Here is an 18,075-nt window from a genome sequence, read left to right on the forward strand (position 1 = left end):
AAATCATTGATGAAGGGGAGGTGATCTTCATTCCTCTTGTCGTTCGTTCAACCGTTAATGCTACGGGAGCAATTACATTTACAGGAAATACGCTTGGACTGAGTCGTTCGGAAACAGCGGGGGTTCCCGGAACACAGGACAGTATTGGAGGTTTTATCACAACCAACACCAGCCTCCAGTACGGCACCTATCCACTGGGAACGACAAGCCTGTATCAGAGCAACAGTTCAGCAGCCATTCTTACACTACCTGCTGGAAGTACCGTTCTGTATGCAGAATTGATCTGGGGCGGCAGTTACATCAATGGTACAGTCAATCTGAGTGCTGCCATTAACAATCCGGTTACGTTTATTACACCCGCAGGGACTTCCAGTGTTACCCCTGATCCACTTACCTACAATCAATTCGATCTGGGGGGCGGTGCTGCTGGCTATGTACGTTCCGCCAACGTGACCACACTTGTACAAAATGGGGGAGCAGGTACATATATCACCGGTGCAGTGGTAGGGACTATAGTTATTACAAATGATTCCACGGCCAATCATGCGGGGTGGACACTTGGAGTCATTTATCAGAATCCCAATCTGCCTTTTCGCAACATGTCTTTGCGTGCCGGGGGCGTACTCGTTCAATCCACTTCACCACCTGTTGTTACCACACTGACTGGATTTGCAACGCCCCTTTCCGGTGTATTGGGAGGAAGAATACTGTTCAGTGCACAGGAGGGCGACGCGAACCGGACCGGTGACCAGGCATTATTCGGGCCGACCTCAGCTACATCGGTTGCTTTGTCTGGGCCCAATAATCTAGCTGCGAACTTTTTTGCCTCTCAGATTAACGGAGATACCGGAGCGCTTAATACAACAGGAACGTTTGGGACACGAAATCAGATCAACGGAGCTCCAGGTACGAATATTATCGGTGGACGTCAAGGCTGGGATATTACCAATGTGGATGTTTCAGCAAGACTGATTAATAACCAGTCATCTGCGGTGTTGACATTAACGACCTCGGGGGATGCCTACATTGTCAACGCCAATGCAATTCAAGTTGATATTAATGCACCCAAGATCACATTGGCTAAGGCAACGGTCGCCGCCGGTGCAGTTGCCGGGGATAGTATTCTATATTCGGTTACCGTTACCAATGCAGGCACTGCGAGTGCGGCCAGTGTTGTTTTATCCGATTCACTTCCTGCAGGTCTTACCTTTATTCCAGGTAGTGTCACGGTTGCAGGTGTATCCCGTCCAACACTTGATGTGACGGCAGGCATCCCGCTGGGTTCGTTAACTTTATCCAGCAGTGTTGTTGTAACCTATCGAGCACTCATCGGTCAGGATGCAAGCATCCTGCAACTGGTGAATTCGGCCAATGCAGCCTTTACATTTCAAAGTGTAGCAGGGGGGCCGGTCATTACCGGAGTTATTCCTTCCAACAACTCCACCCTTACGGTTTATTCGCCAAACCTGTCCATTGTGAAATCGGCGAGTACCACCAATGCCACGGTGGGTGACCTAGTAACCTATACACTGCAAGTGAACAACGGAGGGAATGTTGCAGCCAACGTTACATTGAGGGATAACATTCCAAGTGGTAGCTCATATGTAGCAGGCAGCTTTCGTCTGAATGGAAATGTGATTGCTGGCGCCAATCCGGTTACCGGCGTTAATCTGGGGAGCCTCGCGGCAGGAAGTGCCAATACCGTGACCTTTCAGGTACTTGTAACAAGCTTGCCGACACCGCCGACTCTTGTGGATCAGGCGACAGCTTCTTATTCCTTCAATTCACCTGATGGTCGGACGATCACGGGAAACATCGCCTCGAATACCTTAACGATCCCGGTAACATTGCCCAATGTGACCACGGTAAAATCAGCATCCGTTACCGATGTTGCTGTCGGGGAGACCTTCACGTACACCGTAGTTACTACCAACAGTGGTATTCAGGTGATTAACAATGTGGTACTTACAGATGCGCTCCCTGCTGGAATAACTTTTGTTCCCGGCAGTGCAACCGTAAGGGGAACTGTTGTACCGTCTGCGAATCCGAGCAGTGGTATCTCTATTGGGACATTGGCGGCCGGAAGTTCTGCGACGGTGACGTTTCAGGTGAATGTGCAGTCTTTGCCTGCTTCAGGTTCGTTAGTTAATCGAGCGGTAGTGTCCTATAGCTCTGGTTCGTTCACGGGCATTTCCAACTCCAATTCCATTACAACCCCTGTATACCAAGCTGTTGTTGGTATCAACAAGTCGGCAAGCCAAACCAATGCGACACTGGGGGATCAGATTGCATACACACTTGTGGTCACGAACAGTGGGAATATAGCGACTCAAGTGAATGTGACGGATACGATTCCAGCGGGGCTGACGTTTGTCCCGAATTCGGTAACTGTGAATGGTACTGCACGTCCTGGAACAAGCCCATTAACGGGAATAACACTGGGCAGCCTCCTGCCGGGAGTTGCGGCTACGGTGGTGTTTCGCGCTACACTCACCACACTTCCGACTCCCCCGACACTGGAGAATCAAGGGACAGCAAGTTATACGTACCAGCTTCCAAGTGGAAGGAATCTCTCAGGCAGTAGCTTATCCAATATCGTTCGTATATCTGCATCGGCTCCCAATATTTCTCTTAGTAAAACAGTAAACACACCAGATGCGACAGTTGGAGATGTGCTTACGTATACCGTTGTTGCAACAAACGCAGGAATTAGTGCAGTACAAAATCTGGTGATTTCGGATGCACCATCCGGCTCTGAATTTGTCCCGGGTAGTGTCACGATTAATGGATCTGCTGTTCCCAGCGCAAGCCCCGTTGCGGGAATCGCAGTGGGTTCATTGAATAGCTCAAGCAGTGTAACTGTGACCTATCAGACCCGAGTGAATTCCGTTCCATCTACGGGTTTGGTTAGTAACCAGGCCAATGCAGCATTTACATCAGGCAGTTTTAACGGTGTTTCTTCTTCTATATCAGTAAATACCCCCATATTTCTGCCAGTGATCCAAGTGGTGAAGTCAGCAAGTACAACAAGTTTGACTGTAGGCGATACGTTTAATTACACCATCCAAATTAACAATACAGGTAACATAGCTGCAACGGTTACCTTGACAGATCCCATTCCAGCAGGAGCAGTATTCAGCACAAATAGTGTCATTATTAATGGCGTACCTACACCTGGAGTCAGCCCGGAGTCGGGTATCAGTCTAGGAGAGATTGCTGCGGGCTCAGGTGCAACGGTCACCTTTGTTGCAACGGTTACCAGTTTGCCAGATGCAAGGCAGTTAATTAATCAGGCGGTTGCTTCATTTGCCTACACACTCCCAAGTGGGAGAACGATTGCCGGTCTCTCGTCATCAAACACCATCACTATTCCAGTGTCTCTGCCCAATGTTACGATTGTCAACAGTGACAATGTAGAGTACGGCGTAGTCGGAGATGTCATTCGATACACATCTGTTATTCGTAATAACGGCACAGTAGCCGTTAATAATGTGGTATATGTCAATCCTCTTCCTTCGAATACCCCATTTGTACCCGGAAGTGTCATTGTGAACGGGACTTCGTTCCCGCTCTCCAATCCGACCGCCGGCATTCCAATCGGTACGTTGGCTCCAGGAGCCGAGGTTACCGTAACTTTTGAGGTGACGATTACCATGCCGATTCCTTCGCAGATTAACAATCAGTCGACGGTCAGCTTCACATCCGGTTCATTTTCAGGGTCATCATCGTCCAATACCACTCAGACTCCGGTCATACAACCGCAGATTTCACTTGTCAAAACAGCAAATACCGTAAATGCAACTGTAGGTGATACGGTTGTATACACGGTAACGGTCAGCAATGCTGGCAATCTGGAAGCAAATGTTACTCTCACAGACAACATTCCTTCTGCGACTACTTTTGTACCCAACAGTGTGGTTGTATCCGGTGTGCCAGAGCCGGGAGTAACACCAGGAACAGGTATTCCGGTAGGCATTGTAGCAGCGGGGGCGACGGCTGTTGTCACGTTTGCCGTTGTTGTGGATTCACTTCCATCCCCACAGCAGCTTAGCAATTTTGCTACATCATCCTTTACATTTACACCTCCAGATGGGCGGACGTTGACTGGCTCAGCCACTTCGAATACACTCACGTTCCCGGTCTCGTCACCAAACGTCGCTGTTGTCAAAAGCACAGCTTCCACTGCGGCTACGGTAGGAGATACAGTGACCTATTCCATTCTGGTGACCAACAGCGGAATTGCACCGGTGAACAATATTCAGTTTTCAGACCCGATTCCAGCTGGAGCCTCTTTTGTTACAGGGAGTGTCACAGTGAATGGGGTTGCGCAACCCGGAGCCAATCCGGCAGGTGGGGTACCCCTTGGTACATTGGGGCCCGGAACGTCCGCGACGGTCACATTCAGTATCCGTATCGACGCGATCCCGCCAAGTGATCAGTTGAGCAATCGCTCTACGGTCAGTTTTACCTCAGGTACATTCTCAAGCACAACCTTTTCAAATACCGTGGTCACTCCGGTGTACCAGCCTATTCTTTCAGCACAAAAAACAGCCAGTACACAAAATGCTACCGTTGGGGATACAGTCAGCTACACGATAACCGTGAGCAATCAGGGAAACTATGGAGCCCAGATTAACCTGACAGATAACCTTCCAGCCGGAACCATCCTTGTGCCAAATAGCGTTATTGTGAACGGTCAACCGCTGCCAGCAGGAAATCCAGCAACGGGCATCCCCGCAGGTAATGTGGCTCCCGGAGCTACGACCACCATTACCTTTTCAGTAGTTGTTGATACGCTGCCAAGTCCGCAACAACTGGTGAATCAGGCTTCGGTGGCTCTATCATATACATTGCCGGATGGGCGAAACATCACGGAGTCTGTTCTATCCAATGTGTTGACCATTACCGTATCGGCACCGGATGTTGATGTCGTCAAATCCACAACTTCAACGGCGGTATCAGTTGGTGATATCGTAACGTATAGCATCGCTGTAACCAATAACGGAATTGCAACGGTCAACAATGTGGTTTTCACGGATGCAGTGCCGACAAGTACCGTTCTTGCGCCAACCGGCGTGTTTGTCGATGGTGTTCTGCGCCCTGGTGCCAATCCTTCTACGGGAATAACACTTGGTTCCATCGCACCTGGTGTTACGGTAACCGTTGTATTTAGTGTGCAGGTTACGGCGCTCCCGGCAAGTGCAGTGTTAAACAATCAGTCTACTGTCAGCTTTACATCAGGTGTTTTCTCAGCGACCACATTCTCCAATACAGTTACAACTCCGGTCTATCAACCTATTCTGTCGGCAGTCAAAACGGGAGATCAGACGATAGCAACGGTAGGGGATACCGTTGTGTACAGCATCGCCATCTCCAATGCCGGGAACTATGGGGCATCTGTCACGTTAACGGATACCATTCCGGCAGGAACAGAGTTTGTTCCAAATAGCGTTATTATTAACGGGGCTTCTGCACCAGGTGCAGATCCAGCTTCGGGTATTCCGCTTGGTGTCGTTTCCACAACAACTCTGGTTACCTTCTCCGTTGTGATTGTGACGTTACCTTTGAGCCAGTCCATTACCAATCAGGCTTCTGCGACATTTTCGTATACATTACCTGATGGTAGAACACTTGGAGGCACGATTACGTCCAACGCACTCAACATTCAAGTATCTGCTCCGAACGTGAGTGTAGTTAAGACGGCTTCGGTAGTTGATGCCGTGGTAGGCGACACGATTGTGTATGAAATGGTTGTGACCAATGAAGGAATTGACCCGGTAAACAACATTGTGATCACCGATCCGATTAACCCAGCCACCACATTTGTTACAGGCAGTGTTCTGGTGGACGGCGTCCCACGGGCCTTGGCAAACCCGGCGCTGGGCATAGCCCTTGGTAGTTTAGCGCCTGGAGCATCGATAGCGGTATCGTATGCAGTACGGGTCAATACGCTTCCAACACCACCACAAGTGAGCAGTCAGTCTTCCGTAAGTTTCACATCGGGTGTTTTCTCGGGAGCAGCGTATTCCAATACGGTTGTAACACCAATCTATCAGCCGATTATTGCCGTAACCAAAACAGGGAGCACCTCCAATGCAACCATTGGTGACACCATCACCTATTCTTTTGCCATTAACAATAGCGGGAATCTGGATGCAAGTTTGACATTAACGGACAATATACCGAATGGAGCCGTACTGCTTCCCAACAGTGTTCTGATTGATGGTGTTCCACAGCCAGGTGCCAATCCAGAGACGGGTATCGTTGTGGGTACCGTACCGTCCGGAGGTACGGTTATTGTAACGGTTACCCTCGAGGTGACTGTAGATACGTTGCCGCAGGATCAGCAACTGGTTAACCAGGCGGTGGCCAACTATACATTTAGTCCACCCGATGGCCGTCTGTTGACGGGGACCGTATCTTCGAATGTTCTGGTTATCCCGGTATCTGCACCAAATGTTGTTGTTGCCAAAAGTACAAGTGCCATTGATGCTGTTGTCGGTGATGTAATCACCTATACGGTTGTAGTAACCAATAGCGGCATTGAAGTGGTGAATAATGTGGTCATGGTTGACCCGGTACCTGTCGGTACAGTATTTGTGCCAGGAAGTGTTACGGTGGATGGTGTGCCAAGACCAACAGGGAATCCGAATACAGGCATCACGCTTGGTTCGATTGCTGCGGGTGCTTCCGTTACGGTTACATTCAGAGTAGAGGTTGTGGTGATATGAGCCAATCTTCCGGTCCGTTGTCCCACTGGCTAAAGAATCAGTCCCTGGTTCGATTCAGCTCTGGTGCGACTGAACTGGAACAGGTATCCTATTCGAATACGGTTGTAACACCGTGGATCGGCCCCAGGCTTGAAGTCAGAAAAGTCTGCAATGTCACGGAGGCTGCCTTAGGGCAGTCTCTTATCTACCGTGTTGAAATTGTTAACACCGGAAATCTTACGGCCCTAGTGTACCTATTGGATCAGCTATCTGCAGAGACGGCACTGCTTCCCAACAGTGTACTGCGTGATGGTATTCCGTTACCGGGAGCATCACCGGAGAGAGGATTGCCTCCAGCTGAAATCGCGCCCGGAGCCACGTTGCGATACCACTTCCAAGTTGTAATCTTGCGTTTACCTGAGACACTGAAGCTGCTGAATCAGGCACAGGTTAACTATGAGTTTTTGACACCGGAAGGCAGAACGGTTACAGGTATGGAACAATCCAATATCGTGGAGGTCAATCTGGTCTCATCCCGGCTGGAGATCTCCTTTCAGGCGGATCACATCTATACCTTCTCAGGGGATATTGTCATGTACACCGTCATCGTTAGCAATCCGGGTTTTATTGCAGCCACGAATGCCCAAGTAACGATTTCTTTGCCACAAGGTATTGTTTTTATACCTGCGAGTGTCATCGTAGATGAAATGTTTGCGCCACAAGTAACGCCTGATACGGGCATACAACTTGGAGAGATTTTACCCGGAAGCTCAATTAGAATACAATATCGGGTTCAGGTTATTGGGGGAAGCGATGCAAACGGAATATCAAGTGTAGCTGTACTGGCGTATATCTCGGCAGGACAGCAGGAGACGGTCTACTCCAATCAGGTTACCCTGGAAGTGATACAGCCCCAGGTCTCTGTGGTGAAAAGTGTGCTCCCGGTAACGGCCACATTAGGCGATGTCGTCCAATATAATATTACCGTCTCCAATGCAAGCAGTTATGCGGTCGATGGAACTCTCCTGGATGGACTGCCCACAGGTGTGACATTTGTCGAAGGCAGCCTGCGCTGGAATGGGGTTAAACGTCCCGGAACCAATCTGGCTAAAGGGCTTAATCTGGGGACGTTGACAGCCCGGTCGGTTCTGAATATTCAGTTCGAAGCGAAACTTCCAGATCGAGATGAATCGATGCCTGATGACTACAGGTATGTGAATCATGCTAGCCTGATGTATACATTTCGATTGCCAGATTCACGGTCAGTGCAGCGGATGATTACATCCAATGAAGCTGTGGTCGAATTGAAAGCGCCGATAATTCAGGCTTATGTTCAAGTGACACCCACATTGGTCGAGCAGGGAGGTACCGTCACTTTTCAGGTACGTGTGGGGAATACGGGTAATTTGCCGGCACGTGTACAACTTGGGAGCATTTTACCTGAGGGTGCCAGATGGCTTGGTCAAGCTACGGGTGAGCTCCAATTGAGCATATCAGAGTATTCCACACCACGGGTTCTGCATGTGGGCGTGATTGAGCCTGGAACGGAAAAAAACATCTCGTATGTAGCGAAGTTAGCTTCTGAGAAGGTGGGGACGCTGCAAGGAGACTTGATTGCCAGGTACACGTATGAATGGAATGGACAAAAACGGGCTGGCGAAACCCGATCGAATGAGTACAGCATCATTGTGGAGTATAGAGAAGAATAGGAGGTATCACGGTTAACGGTAACTTGCCTGAGGAATTTGCTCATTCTGGTTGCCATGAGATTACACGAACGTAAATGAATGGTATACTAATTGAATATGAACTCGGCAATCAACCCGTGGAATCGGGACGTCGGAGTAGAGGAGGCAGCCACATTGGCAAAAGCAAAAGTAGCAAAAAGACCTACACGGGATGAGTTTGAACTCGAAGAGTTGGGAAACCAGCTGGTTGAAGCTTTTCGGGAACGTTCGGAAGTACTGTTGACGGTATGGGGCAAAGAAGATCAGGTGCAAGGAGTCATCGTCAAAATGGACTCCCGTACACGACTTGTGCATGTAGAGTATACCGAAGAAGAGTTCACAGCGAAGGTACCTTTTCTGGATATCATGCGTGTGCAATCTCCCCGGTACTGAACGAAAAAAACAGCAATCTGAATAATTAGGGCATCCGCCCTGTCAAAGTCGTTCTTCCTGCATAAGATAACCCATACCTGTTGCAGAGGAGGTACGGTCAATGAGCGAAGTATTAGGTGGAGAAACAAGAGGCTACGGATACGGAGGTTTCACTTCTGTAGGTGCCATTCTGGTTCTGTTCATCCTGTTGGTTATCATCTCCAAAGCGTTCTTGGTATAATTGCATATCTCTAAAGAATGAAAGAAGCTCTGCCATCGCGGCAGAGCTTTTTTGTTCGTTCAGTCCTTGGCGAATTTTGTAGAAAATCGGTGTAAGTCCTGCTTACGTTATGTTAGAATATAACCATCCCTAGAGAAAGAAAGAGGTGTTTTGATTATGAGCCAGACGTTAACAGAATCTTTAAATGAACAGATGAACTTTGAGTTTTATTCCGCTCATGTATATCTGGCTATGGCAGCCTATTGTTCCAGCAAAAGTCTGGATGGATTTGCGAACTTCTTCATCGTGCAAGCGGAAGAAGAGCGATTCCATGGCATGAAAATATACAAATTCCTGAATGATCGTGGGCAACGTGCCACACTTGAGGCTTTGCCAGAACCGAAGAATGAATATGCTTCGATGCTGGATGTGTTTGAGCATGGTTATGCTCATGAACAGCAAAACACGAAAAAATTCTACAATCTGGCTGACATCGCTCTGAATGAACGTGAACATGCAACGATGTATTTCCTGAAATGGTTCATTGATGAGCAGGTTGAAGAGGAAGCTTTGTTTGACAATATTATTCAGAAGCTGCGCCGCATTGAAAAAGACAGCAATGCCTTCTACATGCTGGATGCCGAGTTTGGCAAACGTTCGTTCACTGCTCCTGCTGAATAAATGCATGTTGGGAGTCGAGAAGATTCCAGCGTCAAAACACCATTTACATACAGCATGAGGTAATGATCCTGAAAGCAATGGGGGCAATCCCCTTGCAAGGGATGATGGTTTGATGCCATATGCTGATTGAAGACAAAGAAGCCTGCACTTGTGCAGGTTTTTTTGCATGCAACGATATTTAATGATTGTATAGATTTACTTGAATTGGAGGAAAGGTCTATCAAAATTCTGAATGTGGGTAATAGAGGATATGTCACAATTGATCTATCCTGACGGGATCTTATTTTGCGCAAATCTATCAAATTCGTATTAAATTTTAGGTTTATCTGACAAAAGTGTAACTCTACCGTAGCCTTTGGAGCGAGAACAGGAGCCACTATCTTTGATAGTATTAGGATTAATCGCCAAGGGATGAAGGTAGAAAAACATGGACACCCGGGGAAATTTAACACACAAGGGAGACTTTTAATTATGCTACATATTCGTAAATCTATCATGGTCACACTTGCTATTTTATTAATCATTCCACTATTATTGCCGCAGTCGGTATCTGCCAAATCAGCTGCATCCAAGGATGGTGCAAGCAAAGCAAATTCCAAAATCATATACCTGACGTTTGATGATGGGCCAACTGCTCATACGGGTCAGTTACTGGATATTCTGGATCAATATCATGCGAAGGCAACGTTTTTCATGCTGGGACCTCAAATGGAGCAATTTCAGAAGGCTACCAAACGTATCGTAGCTGACGGGCATGGATTGGGTCTGCATGGTGTGACTCACGTTCCAGGCAAATTCTATAAATCTGCATATAGCGGATTGAAAGAAATGCAACAGGCCAATGCAAGTCTGAACAAGGTTGCCGGAGTTAAAACAAGTCTCGTGCGGACGCCATACGGTAGTAAACCATACCTCAAGCCTGCGTTCCGTAGTGTACTTCTGGGCCAGGGTGGATTCCATCTATGGGATTGGAATGTCGACTCGGAAGATTGGAAATACAAGAAGGATCACCAGAAAGTCTATAACAGTGTAATGAAGCAGATCCACAATGTGCAAAAGAGCGGAACAACACCTGTTGTGCTTATGCACGACCAGGAAGCAACGCTGAAAGTATTACCGCAAGTATTGAAAACATTGAAGGCAGAAGGGTATCGTTTTGAAGTATTAAGCAAAAAAGTACAGCCGGTTAACTTCTGGAACGACAAGCGTTAATCTTTTGAATTTTTAGATTGGCTACAACGAAGGAGGTACACATCATGAAGAAACAGCCATTATGGATCATGATTCCAGTAACGACAGCCGTTTTACTTGCTCTGGCAGGATGTGGCGGACCGGATTCAAATGCAGCATCATCAGAGAATAGCTCTTCACCAACAACAACAGTGGGGGAGCAGACCGAGACCGGCAGCGGTGGTGCTGATTTCTCTAATGAAAATGAAACAGGAACCAAAGAGAATACGGGCACAACAGATAATGTAGACACATCAGGATCGAAGGCAAATGACAACCAAGTTGCCACTGGTCATTCAGGTGTGAATGATGTGATCAAGCAAGTTCGCAACCAGTTGAAGATGAAGGATGCAGCGTTACCCACTTCATTCACATTGGACAAGGGTACATCTTTGGGGGCGGCAATACTGTCCAATACTGCGGATGCATTTAAGGTAAACTTCTACGCTACCACTCAGTCTGTTGCCATTAATGATCAATCTTTAACTGCATCCGACAGTAAGATACCTGTACTGGCTTCCTATGAAGTGAAGACCTATAAGGACCCGGATCAGCCAGAAATATTCCCTGAGACGGACCTGAAAGATATTCCAGCAGATATGGCTGTGGATCTGGGACATGGCATCAAAGGCATGAGTGAAGGTGCCGCAGGCAGTCAATATCTGACTTGGCAAGAAGGTAGATGGACGCTGGAAATTCGTTCGGTATCCGAAGATGAAATGAATAATCCGGGCATAGCGAAAAAAATGGTGGAGTACCTGGAGTTACATACCTTGCCTGTACCTAAAGATAAAGGGTATATCAAGGTTGAATATCCAAGTGGTGGACAGTCTGTTCTTGTAACGATCTCATGGCAGGACGGTAACCAAATTCATCAGTTTAAGACCGATCAAGTGCCATTAGAAGCTCTTGGCATGGTTGTATCTGTGAAATAAATCTTGAGTGTTTTACGGATATTCTGCTATGTAGAAGAGATGAGTGTGGGATTGTTACGATACACCTAAAAAAGCTTGGCCCAGGAAGTGCTGGGCCAAGCTTTTTATTTTGAGCATGTTATCGCAGCTTATGCAGCCGGGGTACATGCTTATTTTTGTTTCAATGGGTTAAAGCGGTACTTTCATTTGAACCACCCTTTTTCCTTGGAGCGAGTGATGGCCTCAATGCGGTTACTGGCATTTAACTTGTTGAGAATAATGGAGATGTAGTTACGCACCGTTCCCGTTGTAATGAACAGATGCCCGGCGATTTCCTTGGTGTTTTTCCCATCTGCCATGAGGCCTAGTACAGCGTTCTCCCGTTCTGTCAGTGGGTTTTCTTCTACATAAGCTTCATCTACCAAGTCGGGAGCGAAGATACGTCTGCCATTCATAACTTGGCGGATCGACTCGGCAAGTTCTTCAATTGGACTGTCTTTGAGCAGGTAACCACGGACACCGCCCTTTAGGGCACGTTCGAAATATCCGGTCCGGGCAAAAGTGGTCAGGATAATGACCTTACAGCTCATTCCTTTGAGTTCTTCTGCGGCTTCAAGGCCGCTTTTTACAGGCATTTCTATATCCATCAGACAGATGTCTGGTGCGAGCTCTTGGACAAGGGCAAGGGCTTCCTGGCCGTTGCTGGCACGTCCGACGACTTCCATATCTTCCTCCAGATTGAGGAGGGAGGACAAGGCGCCGAGCATCATGCGCTGATCTTCCGCGATTACAATTCTAATCATGATTCTGCCTCCTTTATCGGTTTGCGAACGAGTTTCGGAACATGAATAATGATCGCTGTACCCGGGATGTCTGTCGCAGAGGGAATATCCAGACATCCGTTCACAAATTCAAGTCGTTCCTTCATGCCCAAAATTCCTGTTCCGCGCCGATCCTGTTTGCGAGTTCGTTCTATTCCAACACCGTTATCTTGAACGGTTACTACATTATCCGCTAGTGTTTCCTTAATGATGATAGTACAGGTTGTTGCCTGACTGTGTTTGACGACATTCGTGACAGCTTCTTTCAAGCACATACCGAGCACATTTTCATTCAATTGTGACGTATCCTGTAACTTCGGATTACCTTCCAGCACAAATTCAATCGAAGCGGCCTTCAGAATCTGCTCCGCCCGGAACAGTTCATCGACCAATTGTGTACCACGCATAGTGGTGACCATTTCCCGGACTTCCTTCAGAGCTGTACTTGCCGTTTGTCTGAGGTCGTTCAATTCAATCTCGGCCTGATCGGGATTATTGCGGAGCAGCCGTCTCGCCAGATCGGTTTTCAGACCGATCAAAGAGAGCTTCTGTCCAAGTGTATCGTGCAGGTCACGAGCGATACGCTGGCGTTCTTCCATTTTTACGAGATCATCAAGTCGCTTGTTCGCATTCTCCAATTGGCCTTCCAAATGTTCAGTTTTGTTTTTGTTATACGTACTGATTGGGAGCAGGATGGAGGCCATTAAGCTGATGAATACAAACGGGAGTTGGCTCACCAACAGAGAACTCTGATTAATGAAACCGTAATTAATGGTTACGAAACTGGCTCCCAGGTTCACCGAGTAGAGGGTGAAGAAACCGGCTTTATTTTTAATATTCCCAATAAAGAAAGCAAGAAACAATGAGAAATACGCATAATCATAGGCGATCGTCATCGTAATGGATATGGCAATAAGCATTCCAATCCACATGTACACCTGCCAGCCCTTGGTGATGAAGGCGAGCAGGTAACAGACGAAGAAAACGAGGATAATGATGATGCCGGTTACCATCGTCCATAATTTAGAATATTGCGATATAAAATAGAATGGTAGGATGAAAAAGGCGAGCCATACATAAAGGTTCAACCCTGTTTTTTTATAAAAATTTTGCATCCACTTTTGAATGGAATTCTCCTCCTCAAACTTGTACTCAACTTTAGCATGACTGTAGCATGACTATGGCTTGAACACAAGAAAACGAATCCGACAGAGTTAAGGCTTCTCTGTCAGACCCGCTGGATTGGTTACTCGGATAGGCGGTTGAACATACGGCTTGCGGGATAGCTTTTTGAGCTGTCTGAAGCTAATAAACTGTTTAGAATCTTCATCCCACAGACGGAAGCGCAGGGCAACCAGACTGGAACGTAGTGTAATAGTCGTTGCTTTTTGCAAAGGTGGTGTTGCGTTATGTGCTTCTTCCAAGAAATAGTTAGGTACACGTGGGCTCAAGTGATGCACATGGTGAAACCCGATATTACCACTGATCCATTGCAATAATTTTGGCAATTTGTAATAAGAACTGCCTTCAACAGCTGCTTTTACATAACTCCACTCATCTTCATGTTCAAAATACGTCTCTTCGAACTGATGTTGAACGTAGAACAGCCAGATACCAAAGAAACCGGAGAAGAAGAAGATAGGTGCCTGCACCATTACAAAAGCCTGCCATCCGACTAACCAGGACATGAATGCATAGAGCACTACGATCAATACGGTAGTCAGGTGTGTATTGATACGTTCTTTACGTCTAGCACCTTTGCGGTTAAAACGGTAAGCCAACAGAAACACGTAAATGGGTCCGATACAAAACAATACAAACGGGTTACGATAAATCCGATAGAAGAGACGACCCCAAGGAGAAGCTGCTTTATATTCGTCAACCGTCATAACCCAGATATCACCTACACCACGTTTGTCAAGATTACTGCTTGTTGCGTGATGGATAGAATGCTCGTTTTTCCACTGCTGATAGGGTGTCACTGTTAATACACCAGTAATGGTACCGAGAATATCGTTGGCGCGTTTGCTCTTGAAGAATGAACCATGGCAGCAGTCATGGAAAATAATAAAGGTCCGCAGTACAAATCCGGATGCCACCAAGGCAATCGGGAAGGTCAGCCAGTAGGAAACCGATAAGCTAAAGTAAGCTGCAGCCCATAACAAGAAGAGCGGGAGCAATGTATTGATTAACTGGCGGATACTTAGTCTGAGATCATTTTTTTCGTAAGGGGTAACTTCTTTTTTTAAGGCCATTTCTTTTGATCTGTTCATAAAATTGTGTCCTCCTTCAATCGTTATAACTGTAATCAGCTACAACTTGGCGTTTCCCGCTAGACTTTCCTGTAGGAAGCGTTTTTATCATTGTAAAACAATCCGAACATGACAGTAAGTCATAAACGTCAGCCTTCTGTAATGATGAATATCAATGACGGACCATGACATTTGTCATGGGTGTATGATGCTCAATAGCTCTGCAGAAGACAGAAGAGCAGGTTTTACTAATTCCTTTGCACAAATTACGCAACAATTTGTATTATGTATACAAATTTTGTTGTGAGCATGGTAAAATCTATCCTTGAGTGATTATGACAACTTATGAGACGGGTCGATTAGGTTGATTTCTGATGGATTGGATGGAATGCATAATGAAGAAACGAATTACGGATATCCTATTTATTATGGCAGGTGCATTTCTGTTTGCACTGGCGGTGAACCTGTTTGTCATCCCGAACGATTTGGCTGAAGGCGGCGTCACGGGTATCACGATTATTTTGTATTACCTGTTTGAATGGTCCCCTGGACTGATGAACTTGATCCTGAACGGTATTTTGTTAATTGTGGGATATCGGTTTCTTGATAAAACGACTACGGTATATACGATTATTGCAGTGGTATTCAATTCGTTGTTCCTGCATCTGACGGAGAGTTGGACGATTGCATCGGATGAACTCTGGATCAATACCATTTTTGCTGGATTATTTGCCGGTCTTGGTATTGGCTTGATTGTTAGAGTAGGAGGCACAACGGCGGGAACAGTGATCCTGGCCCGACTTGCCAACAAATATCTGGATTGGAATATCAGTTACGGACTTCTGTTCTTCGATCTGATTGTGGCTTTCTCCTCATACTTCATCATTGGACCGCAAGGATTAATGTGTACAATTGTCTTGCTGTTTGTTGGAACCAAAACAATGGAGTTCATTATTGAAGGGCTCAATCCGAAAAAAGCAGTCATGATTATCTCTTCCAAACAGGATGAAATCGCGAAGCAAGTCATTGAGAAGATGGATCGCGGAGTAACCGTCCTGTCCGGTCATGGCTATTACACAAAAAATAAGAAAGAAATTCTATACATTGTGATTAGCAAACAGGAAGTTTCAATGCTGAAGAAGATTGTCCGAGCAGAAGATGAGATTGCTTTTATCACCATTCATGACGTGCGTGATGTTTTCGGTGAAGGATTTATTGAACTCTCTAAAACTTGATGAATATATGTATATAAGGAAGAAAAAAGTTGCGGTGAATATCACCGCAACTTTTTTGATAGGTTAATGGTATCCGATATTAATCTAGTTCAATTAAGAAAGAACCCTTCTCCGAAGAGAAGGGCAAAAGAGTATTAGTAATGTCTTCTTTTTTTGACTCCACAATATTCAACAGTGACATGACAGTGTTTTTTACACTTTGTAGGGACATATTTAACTTTGGTAACACAAGTTTTCGTAATTTTTTTGTAAAAACACTTTGGTCTTGGATGATGACATTTATGATGTTTTCTATACATATTAAAACCTCCCTGATCGTGATAAGGTATTCTATGAGCGTGTCACTGTTTCGGAAATGTATAAACGTCTATTATTGTATAATAATTCCTTTATTGGGCTTCTGTGTTACAGGTGGAGGTTGGTTCTTTCTAGTAAAACTTTCTACTAAAAGAGTGCAATGACAAAAAGCTGTACACCTACCAAACACGATGATATATTGAATTTAATCAATTTGTTAATAAACCTAACTAACTAAGCATTTAGCATAATTTCCAAGAGCGTTTTACAATCAGCAAGATATAGATCGAAACGGTGATATTCGTCTATATTTTGTACCCGAGAGCGACTTTAATCGAATTATGAAAAATGCTAACTAACTATAAGAGGAGGCGATAACATGGCTGGCACACCGCAGTATATCCGCAATCTGAATGAAAATCTCATTATGGATGCCCTCATAATTCAGGGAACCATGTCGAGAGCGGAAATCAGCCGTCAGACCGGACTTAGTAAACCAACAGTATCTTTGGCAGTCGAACATCTGATTGACCGTAATCTGGTGAGGGAAATGGGGCCAGCTGACAACGCTCAGGGTCGAAAAGCAACCCTCATTCGTTTCAACGAAACGGCTTATTATGTCTGTGGTATAGATATCGGGGCAACACGTATTCGGGTTGCATTATCCGATCTGAATGGAGAGATCATTGCCTATAGAACATATCCCATGGTTGTTCAAGGAACTTATGAGCGAGCGGAAGCGACGATGTTGGAACTTCTTCGAAGCCATATGAACGAACTGCTTGAAGAGAATCATCTGAACTGGGATCAGATTCAGTGCATCGGGTTCGGTATACCAGGCGTAGTGCTGCCTGAATCAGGGCGTATCAATCGTATTGTGGACCCTTTAGCGGGTCTGGAAGAAGCTTTCTCTTTAGAGTCGTTGTCAGGAGCTTTTCCCTGTGAAGTAATTCTGGAAAATGATGTGAATCTTGCAGCCCTTGGGGAGTATCGGAGTGGTGCAGCAGCAGGATATCCCTTGTTTGTTTTTTTCTCCATCGGTACAGGGACAGGCGCTGGCATCATGGTACATGGCCAACTGCTTCGAGGTTTAGGTGGCTTAACTGGAGAGATCGCGGAGATGCTGGTGGACGATGGCCGACGTCTGGAGGAAGTGCTGTCCGCTGATGGTCTGATGCAACTGGCGAAAGATTATCTAGATCAGCATGATGAACTATTATTGGAGGCTGCTGATTCGGGTACAGATGCTCTTCACAGACACCTGACTCCCGAGAAGTTATTTGAAGCTGCGCGCAGTGGAGAAGTAGAGGCGTTAGACATTCTACAACAATACAGCCAGAAGATTGCTTCAGCTCTGCGTCAGATTAGCGTTGTGCTTGCTCCGGATCTCATTGTGCTTGGCGGAGGTGTAGGAGGGAACGGTGATGTGTTATTGCCTTTACTGAGGCAGATCATCTCTGAGCAATTCCCGGTGCAACCACAGTTAATCTGTTCCAAGCTTGGTGAGCAAGCTGTTGTCACTGGTGCAGTGCAGGTAGCCGTACAACAAACGATGCTGAACCTTCAGCAGGCAATGGAATAAGAGATTGGATATACAACATGTGAGGAGGGAAAAG

12 protein-coding genes are annotated in these 18,075 nt (G+C 46.3%); 9 read left to right on the forward strand and 3 right to left on the reverse strand.

The genetic code is table 11. The features are described from left to right. Nucleotides 1-20: 20 nt before the first annotated feature. The 7 genes from MHH25_RS13045 to MHH25_RS13075 all read left to right on the forward strand — a co-directional run bounded on the left by MHH25_RS13045 (nt 21) and on the right by MHH25_RS13075 (nt 11,875). Complete coding sequence (locus MHH25_RS13045; RefSeq protein ID WP_340020159.1) at nt 21-6,731, forward strand: hypothetical protein; 6,711 nt, start codon at nt 21-23, stop codon at nt 6,729-6,731. Continuing rightward, nucleotides 6,728-8,419, forward strand: coding sequence for a DUF11 domain-containing protein (locus tag MHH25_RS13050; RefSeq protein ID WP_051449716.1), 1,692 nt, complete (start codon nt 6,728-6,730; stop codon nt 8,417-8,419). Before MHH25_RS13045 ends, MHH25_RS13050 begins: the two co-directional genes overlap by 4 nt. A gap of 153 nt (nt 8,420-8,572) precedes the next feature. Then, entirely contained in the window at nt 8,573-8,830 is a 258-nt protein-coding gene (locus tag MHH25_RS13055; RefSeq protein WP_036608707.1) for a YolD-like family protein, read from the forward strand. Between the two features lie 100 nt (nt 8,831-8,930). Then, nucleotides 8,931-9,050, forward strand: coding sequence for a hypothetical protein (locus tag MHH25_RS13060; RefSeq protein WP_017688846.1), 120 nt, complete (start codon nt 8,931-8,933; stop codon nt 9,048-9,050). Between the two features lie 156 nt (nt 9,051-9,206). Continuing rightward, a complete protein-coding gene (locus MHH25_RS13065; protein ID WP_036608705.1) occupies nt 9,207-9,710 on the forward strand; it encodes a ferritin in 504 nt (167 codons plus the stop codon). Between the two features lie 471 nt (nt 9,711-10,181). Further along, complete coding sequence (locus MHH25_RS13070) at nt 10,182-10,922, forward strand: polysaccharide deacetylase family protein (protein ID WP_036608702.1); 741 nt, start codon at nt 10,182-10,184, stop codon at nt 10,920-10,922. Nucleotides 10,923-10,966: 44 nt separating this feature from the next. Continuing rightward, complete coding sequence (locus MHH25_RS13075) at nt 10,967-11,875, forward strand: hypothetical protein (RefSeq protein WP_051449717.1); 909 nt, start codon at nt 10,967-10,969, stop codon at nt 11,873-11,875. Nucleotides 11,876-12,057: 182 nt separating this feature from the next. On the opposite strand, the gene MHH25_RS13080 is transcribed toward MHH25_RS13075, so the two are convergent. The 3 genes from MHH25_RS13080 to MHH25_RS13090 all read right to left on the reverse strand — a co-directional run bounded on the left by MHH25_RS13080 (nt 12,058) and on the right by MHH25_RS13090 (nt 14,948). Next, nucleotides 12,058-12,657, reverse strand: a complete 600-nt coding sequence (locus MHH25_RS13080) for a response regulator transcription factor (RefSeq protein WP_036608692.1) — start codon at nt 12,655-12,657, stop codon at nt 12,058-12,060. After that, nucleotides 12,654-13,802 (reverse strand): sensor histidine kinase, encoded by a 1,149-nt coding sequence (locus MHH25_RS13085; RefSeq protein ID WP_036670646.1) that lies wholly within the window; start codon nt 13,800-13,802, stop codon nt 12,654-12,656. Before MHH25_RS13085 ends, MHH25_RS13080 begins: the two co-directional genes overlap by 4 nt. A gap of 87 nt (nt 13,803-13,889) precedes the next feature. Continuing rightward, complete coding sequence (locus MHH25_RS13090; RefSeq protein WP_076249560.1) at nt 13,890-14,948, reverse strand: fatty acid desaturase; 1,059 nt, start codon at nt 14,946-14,948, stop codon at nt 13,890-13,892. Nucleotides 14,949-15,322: 374 nt separating this feature from the next. On the opposite strand from MHH25_RS13090, the gene MHH25_RS13095 reads away from it, so the two are divergent. Both MHH25_RS13095 and MHH25_RS13100 read left to right on the forward strand, forming a co-directional pair. After that, nucleotides 15,323-16,162 carry a YitT family protein gene (locus MHH25_RS13095; protein ID WP_017688839.1) on the forward strand — a complete coding sequence of 280 codons (840 nt, stop codon included), beginning with the start codon at nt 15,323-15,325 and terminating at the stop codon, nt 16,160-16,162. Nucleotides 16,163-16,838: 676 nt separating this feature from the next. Then, nucleotides 16,839-18,041 (forward strand): ROK family protein, encoded by a 1,203-nt coding sequence (locus tag MHH25_RS13100; protein ID WP_340020161.1) that lies wholly within the window; start codon nt 16,839-16,841, stop codon nt 18,039-18,041. Nucleotides 18,042-18,075 lie beyond the last annotated feature (34 nt).

The organism is Paenibacillus sp. FSL H3-0457 (assembly GCF_037981725.1).
GTDB classification, from domain to species: Bacteria; Bacillota; Bacilli; order Paenibacillales; family Paenibacillaceae; genus Paenibacillus; species Paenibacillus amylolyticus.